Genomic DNA, 14883 nt, shown 5'->3' with positions numbered 1-14883 from the left:
TGATAGAGCCTAAACTCAGGATCACGAAGTACTCCTGCCACGAAATAAAAAATACCCACAGTTTGCAAAACTGTTAGCAATAGAAGTAGTCTACATTCCCGCAAAGTAGGAAATACGCAAAGTTTTAAACAGAGATATCACGGCTTGTTACAGAATTTGAAAATGTACACTATTAGTGAAACCATTATTAAATATAAATATTTAAAGAAACGGTGCAGCGGCAGAGATCAAATTCTAATCATAAGTATTTGATAGCAATGATTTAAAATCCTTGCTATCAAATTAATTTAAAATGGGCTTCTGTCTTAAGTCTTCAATTACTTAACATAGTTTGGAGATTCACATTTTTGCCAATATTCCACTATTATCTTCATCGTACTTTTTAAATCCTGAAAACTCATCGGCTTGACAAAAAAACCTTGAATCGACTTTGAGTACGCATCAACAACAGCTTCCTGGGCAGCATTTGTTGTAAAAAATAAATACGGAATAGTTTTTATTCTAATGTTTTCATTTTCATGAATTTGCTTTCTCAATTCAATACCATTCAGTTTTGGCATATTAATATCAGAAAAGACTATAAAGGGCTCAGAGGTCTCCGCCGTCAAATAGACAAGTGCTTCTTGGCCATCGTTAAAAAAAAGAATTTCATTTTTATAATTTAGTTCTTTAAATACTTCACTAAACATCTCTTGATCATCAATGTCATCTTCCACTATAACAATTGCTCCGTTCTTATTCATTCTTATTTTTTTAAGTTTATTTGCAAATGTACACTTTAAGTGTAGCATTTAGTAATTATAAAAGGTTATAGGGATTTACTTTCTCGCTGAGGTGCGAAGTTTTAAACACAGATTAGCACAGATTATATAAAATGTACACTTTTAGTGTATCAGTTATTCAATTTGAAACTTTATTGAAATTGGTAAATGTAAATTTCACATAGTCTTTTGATCTACTTTTTGCTTTATGAACGCTAATTACTAAGTATTTAAGTTAGTAGTGTCAAATAAGTTGCCGAACTTTTTGCTGTGTACAAAATTATAAATTTGCCCAATCGTTTTTGCTTAAGTATATGTGACCATAAAAAGTCGCCCCATGAACGGAAAAACCGTTTTCGCGAAAGGTGTAGGTAATGTCTTTTTGAAAACTTGGGTTTACTGTAAATTGCTTTACTAAAATGAGCACAATCAAGCTTGGTGCCAATAACTGAAATGTTCCACATAGTATTTCAAATAGCGGAGTTATGGTGTACCAGTTCATAACGTTCCAATAGTCAAGAAAGATGGTGATGGCATAATACAGCCCTAAAAGTGTTGCCAGAATAAAAGCTGGCTATTTGTAGCGCCCTACAAACATGATTTTTGCATACGCTGTGGTGCTTAAGCACGTAGTAATTTTAAAGTCTTCCATAGTTTGTTTTACCGAAGATAGTAGGAATTTAAGTTTTTAATTGGTGAGAGGTAGAATTGTTTGCCTGTTTGTGCGCACCGATTGCAAATCCGCACTATTAGAGTAGGGACAAATTCCTTGTAATAGGGGTTCGCGCGGGAACCGGGTGATTGAGCTTACCCAAATAAACGCCTCCTGTCGGTAACATTGTATTTACGATTTAAAATGTTCCAACTACGCTAATCAAAGTTTTGTTGAGTAACAAAATTAAAACAACAATGGAAAGAAATAGTGGTTCAACTTTATATACTTATGTTGAAGGTATTTTCTTTTCAATAACCGAAACTGATTTTTGAAGCAGAACAGAGTTCGGAATTGTTATTATCTCACCACTTTCAGTTTTAACGTGAACAAAAAAATAGGTCAAATCAGAGACTTCTCCCTCAAATGGGTAATCTCGATCTAAAACTTTTATCGTATCTCCAATTTTTAAAGGATGATTAAAAAACAATAATAGACTTGAAGTAATATTGGAAAGTAATGACCACTGAGCAAAAAACGCTATTCCTAATGCGGTTAAAATAGTTCCTACAAAAACAGCTATTTCATTTTGTTTAAGACCCCAAATTGCAGAAAATAAAATTAGGGCAGTTAGAAAAGACAAAAGGTGTGCAGCTTTGATTATCATTTTTCTTCTGCCACGCTCCAAATGGGTTTGTTTTAGTTTGTTATTGACAAATATTTTTGTTAAGAAATGAGTAATTACGTAGCCGGCCAAAACTACAATTGTCTCAATGATTTGAATTTTATAGGTATCCATTAGCTATTTTTTTTATTTACTTTCTCTCTATCTAATCCAATTCTATTTACAGTCTCATAGAGTAAAGTAGCGTTTACTACTAAACGGTCAAGCTCTTGGTCAAAAAAGTTTTCTGTATGTTCGTTCCATTTTTTAGGTGAATTGTCAAGCGCTCTAAAACTTTTTGAAAGGGTGGTAATATATTCCTTTTTTTGTGGGGCATCATTTATAAAAATGGGTGGATATAAATCATACATCAACATCCAATTTTTTGCAATTCTTGTTACTCGACCATTTCCGTCTGCAAATGGATGTATTCTAATTAATTCATGATGAAAATAAATAGCTTTAACAATTGGGTTTGTTATGAATTGCATTTGATAAAATAGTTCTGAAACTAATTGAGGAACAACGTCTTTGTCAGGACAAATATGTGCTCCTATCTGAACTAATGTTTGTCTGTATTTATTTGGGTGAATGGCATTAGTTTCGGGCGAAACTAAGCGGAGAAGTTGAAATAACTGAAGTTCCTTTTCAAAATTATTGTGCAGTATTATTTCTTCAATTACAAAGTCAAGTGATACTTTTAAGTTTTTTTGATATTCTTCCGCTTCCTCCTCGTTTTGCGCTTCCATTTGTGCATTTTTCAAACTTAGAAGTTCTTGAAGCTCTTGAACACTGGTCAAGTAAGTGTCTAAAAGGTCGCCATCTAAATGATGTCGGCTATAAATTATGAGCCTTTAAATCGACTTTACTAGATGGTCAATTTTGTTTATTTTGGTTTGATTTACTTTTATTTCATCTACTGGTAATAATTCCATTTCGTCTCTAAATTTATAATGATCTTGGGTCGTCCGCTACACTTACCCAAGCTACCGAGCCAATACTTTTGCGTGGCAACTGTTTTATTTATATCTACGTCTCGATTACCCGCGAATCCCTTCTCGTGCTAATATAATTTAAAATACTGAAAGACACAAACCGCATCACGTAAACCTTTTTCTCCCGCATAATCTGATGCACTGCTCTATATAATCTTCGGCTCTAAAAACTATACCTTCTTCAACTGGATTATTATGTATGTAATCAATTTTTTGTTGGATTACTCCACAATTCAATAGGGTTATTATCATGACGCCAAAATTGATAGTTTGTTGTATTTGAGCTTTTTTCTGTTTCTTTTTAAAAAAACTCGAGTAAAAATTCTTTTCTGCTCTTTTTTGAATTTTCTTTTATGGCTTTTATAATCCTTGAACTGGTAAATCGTTTAAAATCAACAAATAAACGTTCAGGTTTTGAATTTTAAATACTGCTAAAAAGTAAATATACGTGATTGGTCATTATGCACCAAGAATGAATTTCCATTCCTTTTTTTTTCTGGCAAAACGCACTACTCTCCACTAGTAAATCTTTGTATTCGTTTCATGTAAAGACTCCTAACCAACCTACCACTGCAAAACTCACAAAGTAAAGCCCCTCAGGATTATGAAATTTATAATTTCTACTCATTATTCTCGTTTAATAAAATAAGCAAAACGTTTTTGGTTCTAATTTATTTTTATTTTAAGGATTATTTTGTTTAGTAGTACCACGCGAAAGGATTCGCGCGGGAGCGGGTTATACTTATTTTGAAAGCAGTAAACCAAAAAAGTTTTTTACGCAAAAAACCAATTGCAAACAATAGTAATAGTTAAACTTGTTCGCAAGAAGCTATGCTTAAATCTAAAATTAGATAAAAGAATTATACTTTTTTCTTGATATCCCCTTTGTTGTCTATATTTGGATAATTCTCTTCTCTTTGTTTTTTGTTCGAGTAGATAATATTCCAAAACATTAAAAACAAATAAATTAAAAAAATTACAGCCCCAACGATAAAAAAACTTATACTCATGGATTTCTTCTTTGACGGATTGCTATTGCGAATAATAATATTGTACCTGGCCAATGAGCAGAATATAAAGCTTCATCTCTATGACCAAGAAGTCCCAATGAAATCGAATATAACATACAAACGAATGCTAGGATTATTGGGTAGTATTTTAAAATAAATAATTTCATAAAAAATAAATTTGATTTGAAGTAAATGTATAATAAATAAGTTTAATATTAATTTTTCAGTTAAGATAATATTGAAAATCTTTTTTTTGTCAGTATTTCTGAAATTAGGTTAACTCCTGCGCAAAACCGAAGTTATGCACTAATTTTTTTACACATGCTACTTTTTATTAGTACCAGATAGCGCAGATTTGCAAATCCGCGCTATCGGCTAGTTTATTTTTAACGCAGATGCTTTCAATAACTTTACGGTCTGATTTATTTTCCGCTTTGGATGTTTTTATAATACTCAAACCACTTAAAAGTAATTTACCACCTTTAATAGCAGTTTGTAAATCAGATTGTGCAAAAGAAAACACTGTAGAAAATATAAGTAAAGATGATAAATAAATCAATTTTGCATTAAAAATGATTTTGTTTTTCACTTATGTCATAATTATCTAGAGATAGAATTATGTAATCAAAATAAGGATTGTTCTTTAATTCTTTTACAACACTATTGATTTTGCTTTTTGATAAGCCACCTAATTTGTATGAATATAAAAAAATTATTGTGCACTTTGATTTGTCAAACTGCAATAACTTAACTACAGGTAGGTCAGTTTGATTAAATTTTACTAACTCACTCGAATTATTAATACACATATTGTAAAGATTTTTTATTTGACCCGAGCAGCTTTTAATTTGTAACTGGTCAGCTTTTACAAAATAATTTTCACATGCTATTCCGTAATATGTAGTTAGCTTATCCTTGATTACTTGACTTAACAAAATTTCAAAATTTTCGTTATCTAGAACAATTATTTTTTCGCTAGAGATACCAGTTTTATCATTAATAAATTTAAAGTAATTTTCAGTCGATTCAAATTGTTTTTTTGTGTTTACATTTTCGCTAATAGACATTATAGGCTTGCAAGATGTAAAGACAAATAGAATCAATAACGATAATTGAAATTTCATTGTTCTATCTCAAGTTTACAGTTACGGTTATCTCTCGGTCAGTAAACTTTGGTGCGTATTCACCTTTTGCAATTACAAAGTCTTTAGTAAGTTTATAATCGTTGTCAAAACCGAAATTACTAAAATCCTCTTCTTTAAAGTGAGGTAAACTTTTAATTTCAATTGGAAAACGCAATAGTGCTGTGTTACCATCATTAGATATTTCTACTAAAACAGTAGCAGAATCTTTTACGGGATTATAACTAGCTAGTCTTCTATTATCTACACACTCTATGATCCACTCACCATCAGAACAAATTGAAAAACGTCTTGTGCAACCTGCGGAGGCTCTGTGAAATCTTAATGTGTTAAATTCAAATGATATAGTTGCATGTTGTCCCGGACCACAAACAACATCTGATAAACTTGGTTTTTGCGCATTTGCATTAATTGACATAAATAAGGTGGTAATTAAACCGAATACTAATTTTTTCATAAATTTGTAAATAATTTTATTATTGTTTGCAGTCCTTCTTTTGTCTTCGAAAACATTAAAAAGTTTGGGCTGCATTTTTTTTGGTTGGTTTAGTCGTAATTTCATTTAATAACAAACCTTTAAAATAAATGAAACTTCATTAAATGTCACTTTGAGATGGTAAGTCTCTTTTTACCTTATTTGAATTTATATTTTGTAAATATAAATTTATATATAAATCAATAAGTACAATAAAAGTGTACATTTTAAATTTTATTTCAATTAGCTATCTTTCCACAACGATAGCGCGCATTTGCAATCCGTGCCCGCCATAAAATATAAAAAACTACAACAGTGATTGTTTCAATGATTAAAAAAAAAGACACCCCTCTCAGGATGCCTCTTTAACAATGTGGGAAATCAGGGTTACGCTACACGTTCAGCCGAAGCATCAACTTCAAGCACAGCAGTAAAATCCGTTCGTTCCGTAGCCGTTACAGCCACAACCGTTCTAACCTCAGTATAGCCAGGTTTGCTAATCAGTACCGCATACATACCACTGGCAAGATCTTTCACTTCAAAACCGCCGTTCTCAGTAGTTTTTCTTGCAATGTTCGTACCTTCAATGGTTATGTTCGCTTTTACAACCGGCATACCTTCAGCATTCGTAATGGCACCACGAAGCGAAACCGTTCTATAGCCCGGACGAATAATCTTGCGACTATAAAGATACGTCTTATAAAAATCAGCATCAGAAAACTGCACCATCGTTACCAGTGCATCCATCGTGCTCAGTACCGCGTCACTAGCCTTAAACAAAGTACGCATCGTGCTCGTAGCATGCTTTTGCTCTACAATACCCGCTCTTGGTTTCGGAATATAGGCAACATATTCGTCAATACTTTTCTCAAGGTCAGTAAGCAGTACTGCCGTTACACCATAATCTGCCAATTGCAGCAGCAGCTCCGTGCCCTTACCGTGAATATACTGGCAAATATCAGCACATACAGTATCAGGCCTTTTATTAAGGTTGCTCATACGCTGGTTCATTTCCTCACGCAGCACCATATCATCAGTGTTAATAGCAAAGGCTCTTATGCGGGTGGCAACATCTACAGCCAAGCGCGTCATTACCAATTTTAGGGTGTCTTTCACCATCCTAAGCCCCACACGATTGGTGGTCTGCCTCTCGCTTTCAGCTCTGATAAGCGCTACGGTAGTAGTAAATAGTACGAGCTTAGTATCAAACTCGGGTAGGGTGGCTAAGGTAGCCGCCGGTACAGTTGCTAAGTAATCTTCAACAACATAGTACATGGAGCGTTTGCGCTCTTGTAATTGATTCATAATTAATAGATTAAAAGTTTAACAATAGATTTGGGGTCGACCATCGTTACAAATCTAAAGAAACATTTTCTTACGAAACAAGTAAAAAATGACAGAAAATACACTTTTATTATTTTCTTACTAAAATTAAGTTTTTAATAAGAATAATACAACAAATGTATTTCATAACCTACTGATTTTAAATTATATTCATTATTTTGTAAGATTTACTGAAGCCTAAAATTGCAATAAAGGACTTGTTAAAAAATTACGCGGTGCATTTTCGACTAAAAAACGTCGTAAAAAACCTAAAGTGCTCAAAATGAGATTAAAATTTAGATGCAGTAAGGTCTTTATTTAACATTAAGGATTACGATCACTTTTAGGGCTGCAAATTTTCGCGCGAAGAAACAAAGGCGCGAAGTTTTTAAACACAGTTTTGATAGTTTTTATAAAAGGTACACTTTTAGTGTATTTGGTATTGAATGCTAAACTTTATAAAACCACTTGAAGTGATTCGGGTGGTAGTGGGGAAACGTGAACAAAATTCGAAATTGCGAGAAATGGCTGTTATTGGTTGGACTATAAAGATTAAATATTAATTACTATATTTACTACTTATTAAGTATTTTTTTTAAATTAATATGTTTAAATTCTACTCTAAGGAAGAAATTTCTGATTTGCTTAACGTTGACGGAGAAGAATTTCATCGTGAAATAAAAAAAATTATTAAAGCTGATTTTAAAGCTGAATTAAAAAGAATAAATGTTACAAATCCTGACATACTTTTAGACGATAAATATAAAATGAGATTAGCTGATCCAAGAGATCATAATAATTTTTATGACACAGATTTAGAAATACATGAATATTTAGAATAATGGAAACAACTTATATAGATATTGTATTTGAGGGTAAGAAATTCTCGCCAAAACTCTTAAAAGAAATGACTCAACTTAATATTGAGTCGTTGGTAGAGTATGGAGAAATTTCTAAACGCGGACGTTTTAAAAATACTCCATCACCATATGGTTTAGGGCTTTTAAAACTAAATAATATTGAAGAAATGAATATTGACAAGAGTTTAAATATGATTGTTGATAATTTACTTTCTAAAAAATCTATTCTCAATAAATGCGGAGTTGAGGAAATTACTTTAGATTTAGAAAGTTTTTCCCAAAATGAAATAGAATACAAAATAAGTAGAGAAATCATAAAGAAAATTTCAAATTTGAACGCAAGTATTGAAATTTCTTCTATTCCAAATCTTAGAAAAGTTAAAATAGAACACTTATTTCATAAACATAATAATAAAATTTATTCCTTTTATGTGGATGAAATTTACAGGTCAATGATTAATGATTCAAATTTCTTAAGTAATTTTAGTAATGTAAAACGAAACAGATTAGATTTTATTTTTAAAAATAGAATTAATGAAGTGATGTATTTAGAAATAGATATTTCGCATGCAGAATTGACTTCTAAAATTATAATCTTTGTATTAAAATATTCCGAAGATTCAAATGTTCCTGAGTCTGAAATTCCTAGTTTCAAGAGAGTACTATCTGAATAAAAGTTTTTTAGTCTTTCCACTAAAGTTGCGACTCATCTCGTCAGTTGCGAAGTTCGGAACGAATAATTTTCCACTAAGATAATATTTCTTGCGAAACGTAAGCGTGAATTTACCACAAAATTCGCAATTGCGGGAATCGGCTTTTATAAGCAGGTTTATTCAAAATTCAAAGTTATTTAACTGCTCTTGATATACCTTTTTTAAAGAAATGTCGTAAATTTTTCCGGAAAGATAATCTTCTGGATCAATATCCCCGCCATTAGAATTTACTGTCTTTGCAGCTGATTGTAAAACTTGTTTTTTATAATTTGGATTATTTTTAAATGCTTCAAAATTTAATTCAAAAACTCTTTTAGAGTCCATGTAAAAGAATTTTTTTGAGCCTTCTTCTTCTAAACGAAAGTGTGCTTTGATAAAATTTCCACTTTCTAGTAACGCTTCAAAAATTATCCTAAAATCTCCCATTATTTCGCCAACTGTGACTTCTTTACTAGCGGAAAAATAACCTGAATAAGGCGATTTTTTTCTTTGGTCTACACCTTTGTACATCATTCTTCCGAAGCAAGTAGCCATTGTAATGTATAAATTGTTTTTAGAAATAATATTAATTTCACGTAATAAATCGACCATTTCTTCCCATAAAACCAGGCTGTTATCAGCTAAAATTAAACCAGTTAGATTTTCCGCACCATGCATTTCAAAATGAATCAATATTCCACCAACCTGATATGGTGCGTTAACTATATAGAATTTTAGGATTTCCAGGAAATGATTTTTGGTTTGAATATCATGAAATGCATAATTCATCTTTATTTTTTCAACTTGCCTATATTTTATATAAGGAGCGATTAAATCTTCATATATTTCTTTTCCAGTTGGTTTTTCGTTACCATTTAAACTTTGAATTATAATTATGTTTCGAATATCTCCAACCATAGTTCTCTTTGTTTCGATTCGTCCTAAACTTGCTTACAGCGTCCAGATAGCGCGGATTTGCAATCCGTGCCCAGAACAATAATTAAAACTAATACAATTGTATAAAAGTATTTTGGAGATTATTTTATTAATTAAGGCGAAACATTAATGTACGACTTTTTTGTTGATATCTTTTGCGGGCAAGGATTACAAATGCGCACTATCCGGGTAGTATAATACCATTTATTGAATTTTTTTCAATTCGCTATCTAAAAACAATTCAACAGAATGTCTATTTCTAAGTTTTGGATCAGATTTTAATTTTTCACCTAAATTTTTAAGAATTTGTTTTATTCTAACCGTTGGCTTGTCCTGAAACTCCTTAATTTTTTGTCTTACTGTTTCAGATACTTCTTTCGGCATGTGATAGCTTAAATTAACACCAAGCATTGTAGGGAATATTTCACTATAGGCATTTTTTACATCATTGGTTGTTGGTTTAAGAGCTATATAATTATAAATGAAATCGGGGCGAATATAACAACTAATAGGGTACTTTTTTCCTAATACTTCTTCTACAGCCCAAAATGTACTGGTATCTTTTGACAGCCACCAAGTTTTGTACCCAAAAATACCCGAATCAGATGATTCATTGTTTTTATTTCTCAAATGATAAATAGCCAAAATCATTTCTGCATCACTTTCTGCTTTTGGTCTGATTTTTTTTTCTTCTAGCTTGCTAGTAAGTTTTTCTTTTTCATCTGGATCTATTTTTATATCCCAAGATTCATTAGAAATATATATAATATTGAAAACATCTTTTAAGTAAATTATTAATTCATCTTTAAGAAATTTTAGATTTGGATCAACAAAATTGTTAAGAAAGTCATCAAATGTCTTTACAAAATGTCTTTTTTTAGCATAAAAATATGCTCTTATTAATACCTCATCGATAAAAAGTAATTCATAATCATCAAATAGATAATATTCTTCATTATCTTTAAAGTCCTTGTAATAAACGTTGTTAATTTTTTGAAAATGGGAAACTAATTCGTCTAATAGCGACTCGTTTATGTACATTTTTATTCCAGATTCACTTGCTTTCTTTAATAAATTCCAGTGTCTTTTATTGCTTTCATCGAGATAATGTTCAGAAAGTGCGGGAACAATTATTGAATTATCAACAAAGACATTTAATTTTGATGCTAATGTTTCAAAATATGTTGATATTTTTGGTTCCCATTTTAGCATAAACATCATTAAATATGTGTTAGATAGACTTTTTAAAAATCTATGTTGCTCTTCAGTACCATTGTATATTATCTCTCTTATTGATAGATGAATTGCTGTTTTTACTTTTTCCTTATTTTTTAGAACAACAGAACTTGAATCTACAACATTTCCTATAACAGTTGCCAAATCTTGTTCAATGTTAGATTTGTTATCGCCATATAAAACAAAATTTGAAAATTCTAATCCTTGCTTTTCGTAGATTTTATTAAAAATATCTGTTATCAGTTTTTGAATATCTTTGACATTAATGCTTAAATCACTGAAAAATTTTTGTATTTGTTTTTTTGTTTGTTCAAAAAACGTATTTAATAATATCTCGTCTTTTATATTTCTTTCTTCAATAACTATCCTTGTCTCGAAAGGTAAGCAATATCCATCTTTCGAAGTGTGATATTTTATTTTTCTTGGTTTTGTTGAGAGTAAAATTAACCGTTCATCGATTTTACTTTCTAATAATTGAGGATCAAATTTTATATATTTTTTTATAGCTAATTTTATTTCATCTTTATTCATTAATATTTCTTTATCTGGATCTGTTCCTTCTAAAGCATAAATGATCAATGTGTCGGTTAACAAATCATCAAGTTTAAAGTCATCAGTTTTGGAATCAAATTGTTGACTTAAAAAAACATATAATCTCGAATCACTATCTAAGTTAGCAATAACTTGTGATTTACCAGGTTTTGAAAACTCGTGAAGATAAGTATCAACGTATGAATGATAAGCTCTTATACTACTTTCATTGTTGTTAGAATTTGAAACAAACCATCGAATATCAAAAATTCTAACTTGAACCATATATTTTTCATATAATGTTTCAATTAGCGTATCTGTGTTATTTAATTTTCTGTTAGTTACATAATAAATTGCATCAAACTCAATTTTGTTTTTTTGCAATTTTAAAATAGTATCCTCTATTTTATCTGAATAAGTTAATTGAGTTGAGAGTTGATAAATAATTTTTTCTTTGCCTTTTCTATGAAAAATATGTTGATAACCGTCAACACCCTTATCTTTAGTTCCAGCTACAGGAATAAATTCATATCCAAGTGTTGAACTTAAAAAACTAACCGCAAAATTTTCAAAAATAAAACCATCGTCTATTTTTTGGATTGCATACTCAAAAGCTTCTTTGTCTATATTCATATTTTTTTTTTAATGTTAAAGCTAAAGTTTCATAGCATCAAGAAATAGTGAACTTCGGAACAGCATATTTTCCACTAAGATAAATATTCCTGGGAAATGTGAACATGAACTTACAACAAAATTCGCAATTGCGAGAAACAGCTGTTAGCAGCAGTACTTTGTCTTAAACTTTGGTCTTAACATTCAAAAAACTTTGATTTTTATTATCATTTGTAAAACCAAATTTCACAAAAACTTCACCATCAGAATTTGTGGTCAAACATTTTCTTAATTCTTTATTTCCTTTTCCGTTAGTAACGTTCCAACCTCTACTTTTTTGTGAATATCTTCCATTTGCGCTCGTTTCACAAAAACGCCCGTCAGAAACAATTGTTATTCTTGGATTTACTAAATCTATAAATTCAGCAAAATACCCTGATTCTCGCCCGTGATGTGGTGCTAATAATATATCCGCATTTTTTATAGCCTCCTTAAATTTATCGTCTTGTAATAATTCTTCAAACGAACATTTTTCATTATCCCCTGGCACTACTACTTTAATACTGGCATATTCAAATACAGAAATTATACTATGATTATTAAAATTTTTGTGATCACAAGTTACAGGATTAAAAGCTGTAATTTTTAGTCCTCCAAAATTTGTAGGATTCCTTACGTTATTTACACTTTCTGTTAAAACAGGTTCAGAATAGCGATTATTGATTTCACAGTATTTTTCAAATTTTGGCTTATCACTATTACGAATCGTTATTACATCTTTTTCTTCCTGCATTACTTCGGAATTTGTAATTTGTTTGGGTCTCATTAGAACTTTTGGACTTAATGCGTCAAAATTTAATATGTCATCAATATGATCTAAATGTGGGTGCGTTATAATTACATAATCTAATTGTTGTATTTTATATACATTTTTCAAGTGTAACAACGGACTAAATGATTCATTGTTATCATCATATGAACCAATACCTAAATCGACAACTATATGTCGATTATTTGGACTTTTAATATAGGTTGCATGCCCATGTTGTACGTCCCAAAATACCATTTCTACATTTCCGCTCATAATTGTAAAGTTAAAAATTGTTCGTATAAAACTTTTGAATAATAATGCCCAAATCTTTTCATAATTGCTTTACTCAGAATAATTGGCAGTGAATAAATTAAAAGCAAAATTATTCCAGAATTTAATAAAATTGTTTCATTTCTCAAAAAAGCAAAAATTATTATATTAATACTACAAACTACTGCTAACAATGCTCCTCCAAGCAAATTTCTAAAAAATCCATATTCGATATTATGTTGAAACAACAGCTTATTACTTCGTAAAGAATTTCTAATTTGGGAAACTGCCATAGCTATCTTATTTCTGGAAGCTAATTCATTAGAACTCTCTTGATGTTCATTCATAAGTTCAATTCCATAAAGAACATTTATTTTAGCCCGAATCTTAGTTTTAATTTCATTATCAAAGAAATTGTCACTCCATAATAATTGATTGGTTGTAGGCATATTTATTTCCTCTTTAAAATATATTCTTTGAAATACCTCCTTTGAAATGATTCTATTAATTTGGACAGAAAGAAATAAAAATGCAGTTGATAAACCTAGACCTGCTAAAATTGGTAAAACTTCAAAAATTTTTTCGAATGATTTGTAATAATATGTCGAAAACAAGTAATTGACTAACAACAAAAGAGGAATTGCCGTCAGAATTGTTGGAAATAATCTTGCTCTTATAAAATATGTGTTTAACATTGTTGTAAATTAACGGATTAGTTCTGGTCCCCCGCTACCGCGCGAATCCTTTCGCGTGGCAACTGTGTTATTTAGTATCTTCTCCCAAATATATCCAAATCCCCCTACAATCAACAACCAAACTCTTACAAATCGTCAAACAGTTAAAAATTCCGCTAAAGTGAGGTAAAGGCAAAGTACTTCTCAAGGGGTACTATTTAGTTTTTGTAAACCTACACCCTTAAATTCTTAAAATTTTACGGAAAACCGTAAGGAGTAGTAAGTTTCTCTGCTCACTTATAAACTCTTTCAGTTACTAACTCCGCTAAAGTGTGGTGCAACCGTTTCTTGCTGTAAAATACCGTCCGCGTGGGTGAGAGATGCGTCCGCGTGGATGAGAGATGCGTCCGCGCGGTTGAGAGATGCGTTCGCGTGGGTGAGAGAAGCGTCCGCGTGGGTCAGCCCACCGCATCCGTGCCTGAGAGATGCGTCCGCGCGCCTAAGTGACCCATCCGCGCGCTTTAGTCCTTCGACTCCCAAAGCTTCGCAACAGGAGGACAGTTGAGTATTCAATTGTTTTTACGTTAAACGAAACATTCTGTGTTATTAAAGAACAATACAATTAGAACTACGATTGTCACACTGAGCCTGTCGAAGTGCTTCTGTAGAAAGTATCGAAGTGCTTCTGTAGAAAGTGTCGAAGTGCTTCTGTAGAAAGTATCGAAGTGCTCATGTAGAAAGTATCGAAGTGCTTCTGTAGAAAGTATCGAAGTCCTTCATGCCAACCACAAAAAAAGCCCCCAATCGGGAGCTCGTTCATTTATCGTATAGTGTTGTTACTTCATTAACAGGTATTCTTCATACTCCATTCGCGTTTCGCTGGTATGTTTACGTTGGTCGCGAGCCAATTCGCGCATGGCTTCAACGCCTTTACCCGCACAGCGTTTTACTTTCTTTAATCTTGAGGAAAAATCTTGCAGCTTGTGGGCATCTTCTGGGGTTAACTTGTTTTTTAGTTGTTCTACAAACGAGTTGAACTCGGTAACCACTTCTTGATTTTCGTCGTATTCGGTTTTTAAATCCTTCAGCAACTCGTCAATCTCTTTCGTTATTTCTTTAGAGTGGTCTTCACTTTTCTTCTGCAGGTGCTGAATAATTTTCTTATAACTGTTGCCAAAAAGTCCCATGATTGTTTGATTTTAGGTTGATGCTTGAAAACTCTTAAATCAAATTTAGGCT

At 31.5% G+C, this 14883-nt stretch carries 14 protein-coding genes; 2 read left to right on the top strand and 12 right to left on the bottom strand.

Features of this window, described 5'->3' with window-relative positions; translation table 11 throughout:
• Positions 1 to 317 precede the first annotated feature (317 nt).
• The 7 genes from PSU83_RS03120 to PSU83_RS03090 all read right to left on the bottom strand — a co-directional run bounded on the left by PSU83_RS03120 (position 318) and on the right by PSU83_RS03090 (position 7004).
• A complete protein-coding gene (locus tag PSU83_RS03120) occupies positions 318 to 743 on the bottom strand; it encodes a response regulator (protein ID WP_300586630.1) in 426 nt (141 codons plus the stop codon).
• 298 nt (positions 744 to 1041) lie between these two features.
• Complete coding sequence (locus tag PSU83_RS03115) at positions 1042 to 1263, bottom strand: hypothetical protein (RefSeq protein WP_300586627.1); 222 nt, start codon at positions 1261 to 1263, stop codon at positions 1042 to 1044.
• A 439-nt stretch (positions 1264 to 1702) separates the two neighbouring features.
• Positions 1703 to 2212, bottom strand: a complete 510-nt coding sequence (locus tag PSU83_RS03110; protein ID WP_300586624.1) for a mechanosensitive ion channel domain-containing protein — start codon at positions 2210 to 2212, stop codon at positions 1703 to 1705.
• On the bottom strand, positions 2212 to 2841 hold the full coding sequence (locus PSU83_RS03105; RefSeq protein ID WP_300586621.1) for a Fic family protein: 630 nt from the start codon (positions 2839 to 2841) through the stop codon (positions 2212 to 2214). The genes PSU83_RS03110 and PSU83_RS03105 overlap by 1 nt, the downstream gene beginning before the upstream one ends.
• A 1807-nt stretch (positions 2842 to 4648) precedes the next feature.
• Positions 4649 to 5149 (bottom strand): hypothetical protein, encoded by a 501-nt coding sequence (locus tag PSU83_RS03100; protein WP_300586619.1) that lies wholly within the window; start codon positions 5147 to 5149, stop codon positions 4649 to 4651.
• A 61-nt stretch (positions 5150 to 5210) separates the two neighbouring features.
• Positions 5211 to 5756 (bottom strand): hypothetical protein, encoded by a 546-nt coding sequence (locus tag PSU83_RS03095; RefSeq protein ID WP_300586617.1) that lies wholly within the window; start codon positions 5754 to 5756, stop codon positions 5211 to 5213.
• A gap of 330 nt (positions 5757 to 6086) precedes the next feature.
• Positions 6087 to 7004 carry a carboxypeptidase-like regulatory domain-containing protein gene (locus PSU83_RS03090; RefSeq protein ID WP_300586615.1) on the bottom strand — a complete coding sequence of 306 codons (918 nt, stop codon included), beginning with the start codon at positions 7002 to 7004 and terminating at the stop codon, positions 6087 to 6089.
• Positions 7005 to 7627: 623 nt separating this feature from the next.
• Between PSU83_RS03090 and PSU83_RS03085 the strand changes: the two genes are divergently transcribed.
• Positions 7628 to 7864: a hypothetical protein gene (locus PSU83_RS03085; protein WP_300586612.1), complete on the top strand. Its 237-nt coding sequence runs from the start codon at positions 7628 to 7630 to the stop codon at positions 7862 to 7864.
• Positions 7864 to 8556 carry a hypothetical protein gene (locus tag PSU83_RS03080; RefSeq protein WP_300586609.1) on the top strand — a complete coding sequence of 231 codons (693 nt, stop codon included), beginning with the start codon at positions 7864 to 7866 and terminating at the stop codon, positions 8554 to 8556. The genes PSU83_RS03085 and PSU83_RS03080 overlap by 1 nt, the downstream gene beginning before the upstream one ends.
• A gap of 159 nt (positions 8557 to 8715) precedes the next feature.
• Here the strand turns inward: PSU83_RS03080 and PSU83_RS03075 are convergent, their stop codons facing one another.
• The 5 genes from PSU83_RS03075 to PSU83_RS03055 form a co-directional block, all read right to left on the bottom strand.
• Positions 8716 to 9492: a hypothetical protein gene (locus tag PSU83_RS03075; protein ID WP_300586607.1), complete on the bottom strand. Its 777-nt coding sequence runs from the start codon at positions 9490 to 9492 to the stop codon at positions 8716 to 8718.
• 222 nt (positions 9493 to 9714) lie between these two features.
• Positions 9715 to 11910: a hypothetical protein gene (locus PSU83_RS03070; RefSeq protein ID WP_300586605.1), complete on the bottom strand. Its 2196-nt coding sequence runs from the start codon at positions 11908 to 11910 to the stop codon at positions 9715 to 9717.
• Positions 11911 to 12073: 163 nt separating this feature from the next.
• A complete protein-coding gene (locus tag PSU83_RS03065) occupies positions 12074 to 12973 on the bottom strand; it encodes an MBL fold metallo-hydrolase (RefSeq protein WP_300586603.1) in 900 nt (299 codons plus the stop codon).
• The gene (locus tag PSU83_RS03060; RefSeq protein ID WP_300586601.1) at positions 12970 to 13665 is read right to left on the bottom strand and encodes a hypothetical protein; all 696 of its coding nucleotides are present in this window, start codon (positions 13663 to 13665) and stop codon (positions 12970 to 12972) included. The genes PSU83_RS03065 and PSU83_RS03060 overlap by 4 nt, the downstream gene beginning before the upstream one ends.
• A gap of 815 nt (positions 13666 to 14480) precedes the next feature.
• Complete coding sequence (locus PSU83_RS03055; protein ID WP_300586600.1) at positions 14481 to 14831, bottom strand: hypothetical protein; 351 nt, start codon at positions 14829 to 14831, stop codon at positions 14481 to 14483.
• Positions 14832 to 14883: the final 52 nt, after the last annotated feature.

Origin of the sequence: Flavobacterium sp., from assembly GCF_029945805.1 — a bacterium.
Classification (GTDB): domain Bacteria; phylum Bacteroidota; class Bacteroidia; order Flavobacteriales; family Flavobacteriaceae; genus Flavobacterium.
This window is presented reverse-complemented; position numbering and strand designations above follow the sequence as displayed.

Coding starts and splice junctions, on each gene's coding strand:
- PSU83_RS03120 (WP_300586630.1), bottom strand. CDS start 743: ATGAATAAGAACGGAGCAATTGTTATAGTGGAAGATGACATTGATGAT.
- PSU83_RS03115 (WP_300586627.1), bottom strand. CDS start 1,263: ATGAACTGGTACACCATAACTCCGCTATTTGAAATACTATGTGGAACA.
- PSU83_RS03110 (WP_300586624.1), bottom strand. CDS start 2,212: ATGGATACCTATAAAATTCAAATCATTGAGACAATTGTAGTTTTGGCC.
- PSU83_RS03100 (WP_300586619.1), bottom strand. CDS start 5,149: ATGTCTATTAGCGAAAATGTAAACACAAAAAAACAATTTGAATCGACT.
- PSU83_RS03095 (WP_300586617.1), bottom strand. CDS start 5,756: ATGCAGCCCAAACTTTTTAATGTTTTCGAAGACAAAAGAAGGACTGCA.
- PSU83_RS03090 (WP_300586615.1), bottom strand. CDS start 7,004: ATGAATCAATTACAAGAGCGCAAACGCTCCATGTACTATGTTGTTGAA.
- PSU83_RS03085 (WP_300586612.1), top strand. CDS start 7,628: ATGTTTAAATTCTACTCTAAGGAAGAAATTTCTGATTTGCTTAACGTT.
- PSU83_RS03080 (WP_300586609.1), top strand. CDS start 7,864: ATGGAAACAACTTATATAGATATTGTATTTGAGGGTAAGAAATTCTCG.
- PSU83_RS03075 (WP_300586607.1), bottom strand. CDS start 9,492: ATGGTTGGAGATATTCGAAACATAATTATAATTCAAAGTTTAAATGGT.
- PSU83_RS03070 (WP_300586605.1), bottom strand. CDS start 11,910: ATGAATATAGACAAAGAAGCTTTTGAGTATGCAATCCAAAAAATAGAC.
- PSU83_RS03065 (WP_300586603.1), bottom strand. CDS start 12,973: ATGAGCGGAAATGTAGAAATGGTATTTTGGGACGTACAACATGGGCAT.
- PSU83_RS03060 (WP_300586601.1), bottom strand. CDS start 13,665: ATGTTAAACACATATTTTATAAGAGCAAGATTATTTCCAACAATTCTG.
- PSU83_RS03055 (WP_300586600.1), bottom strand. CDS start 14,831: ATGGGACTTTTTGGCAACAGTTATAAGAAAATTATTCAGCACCTGCAG.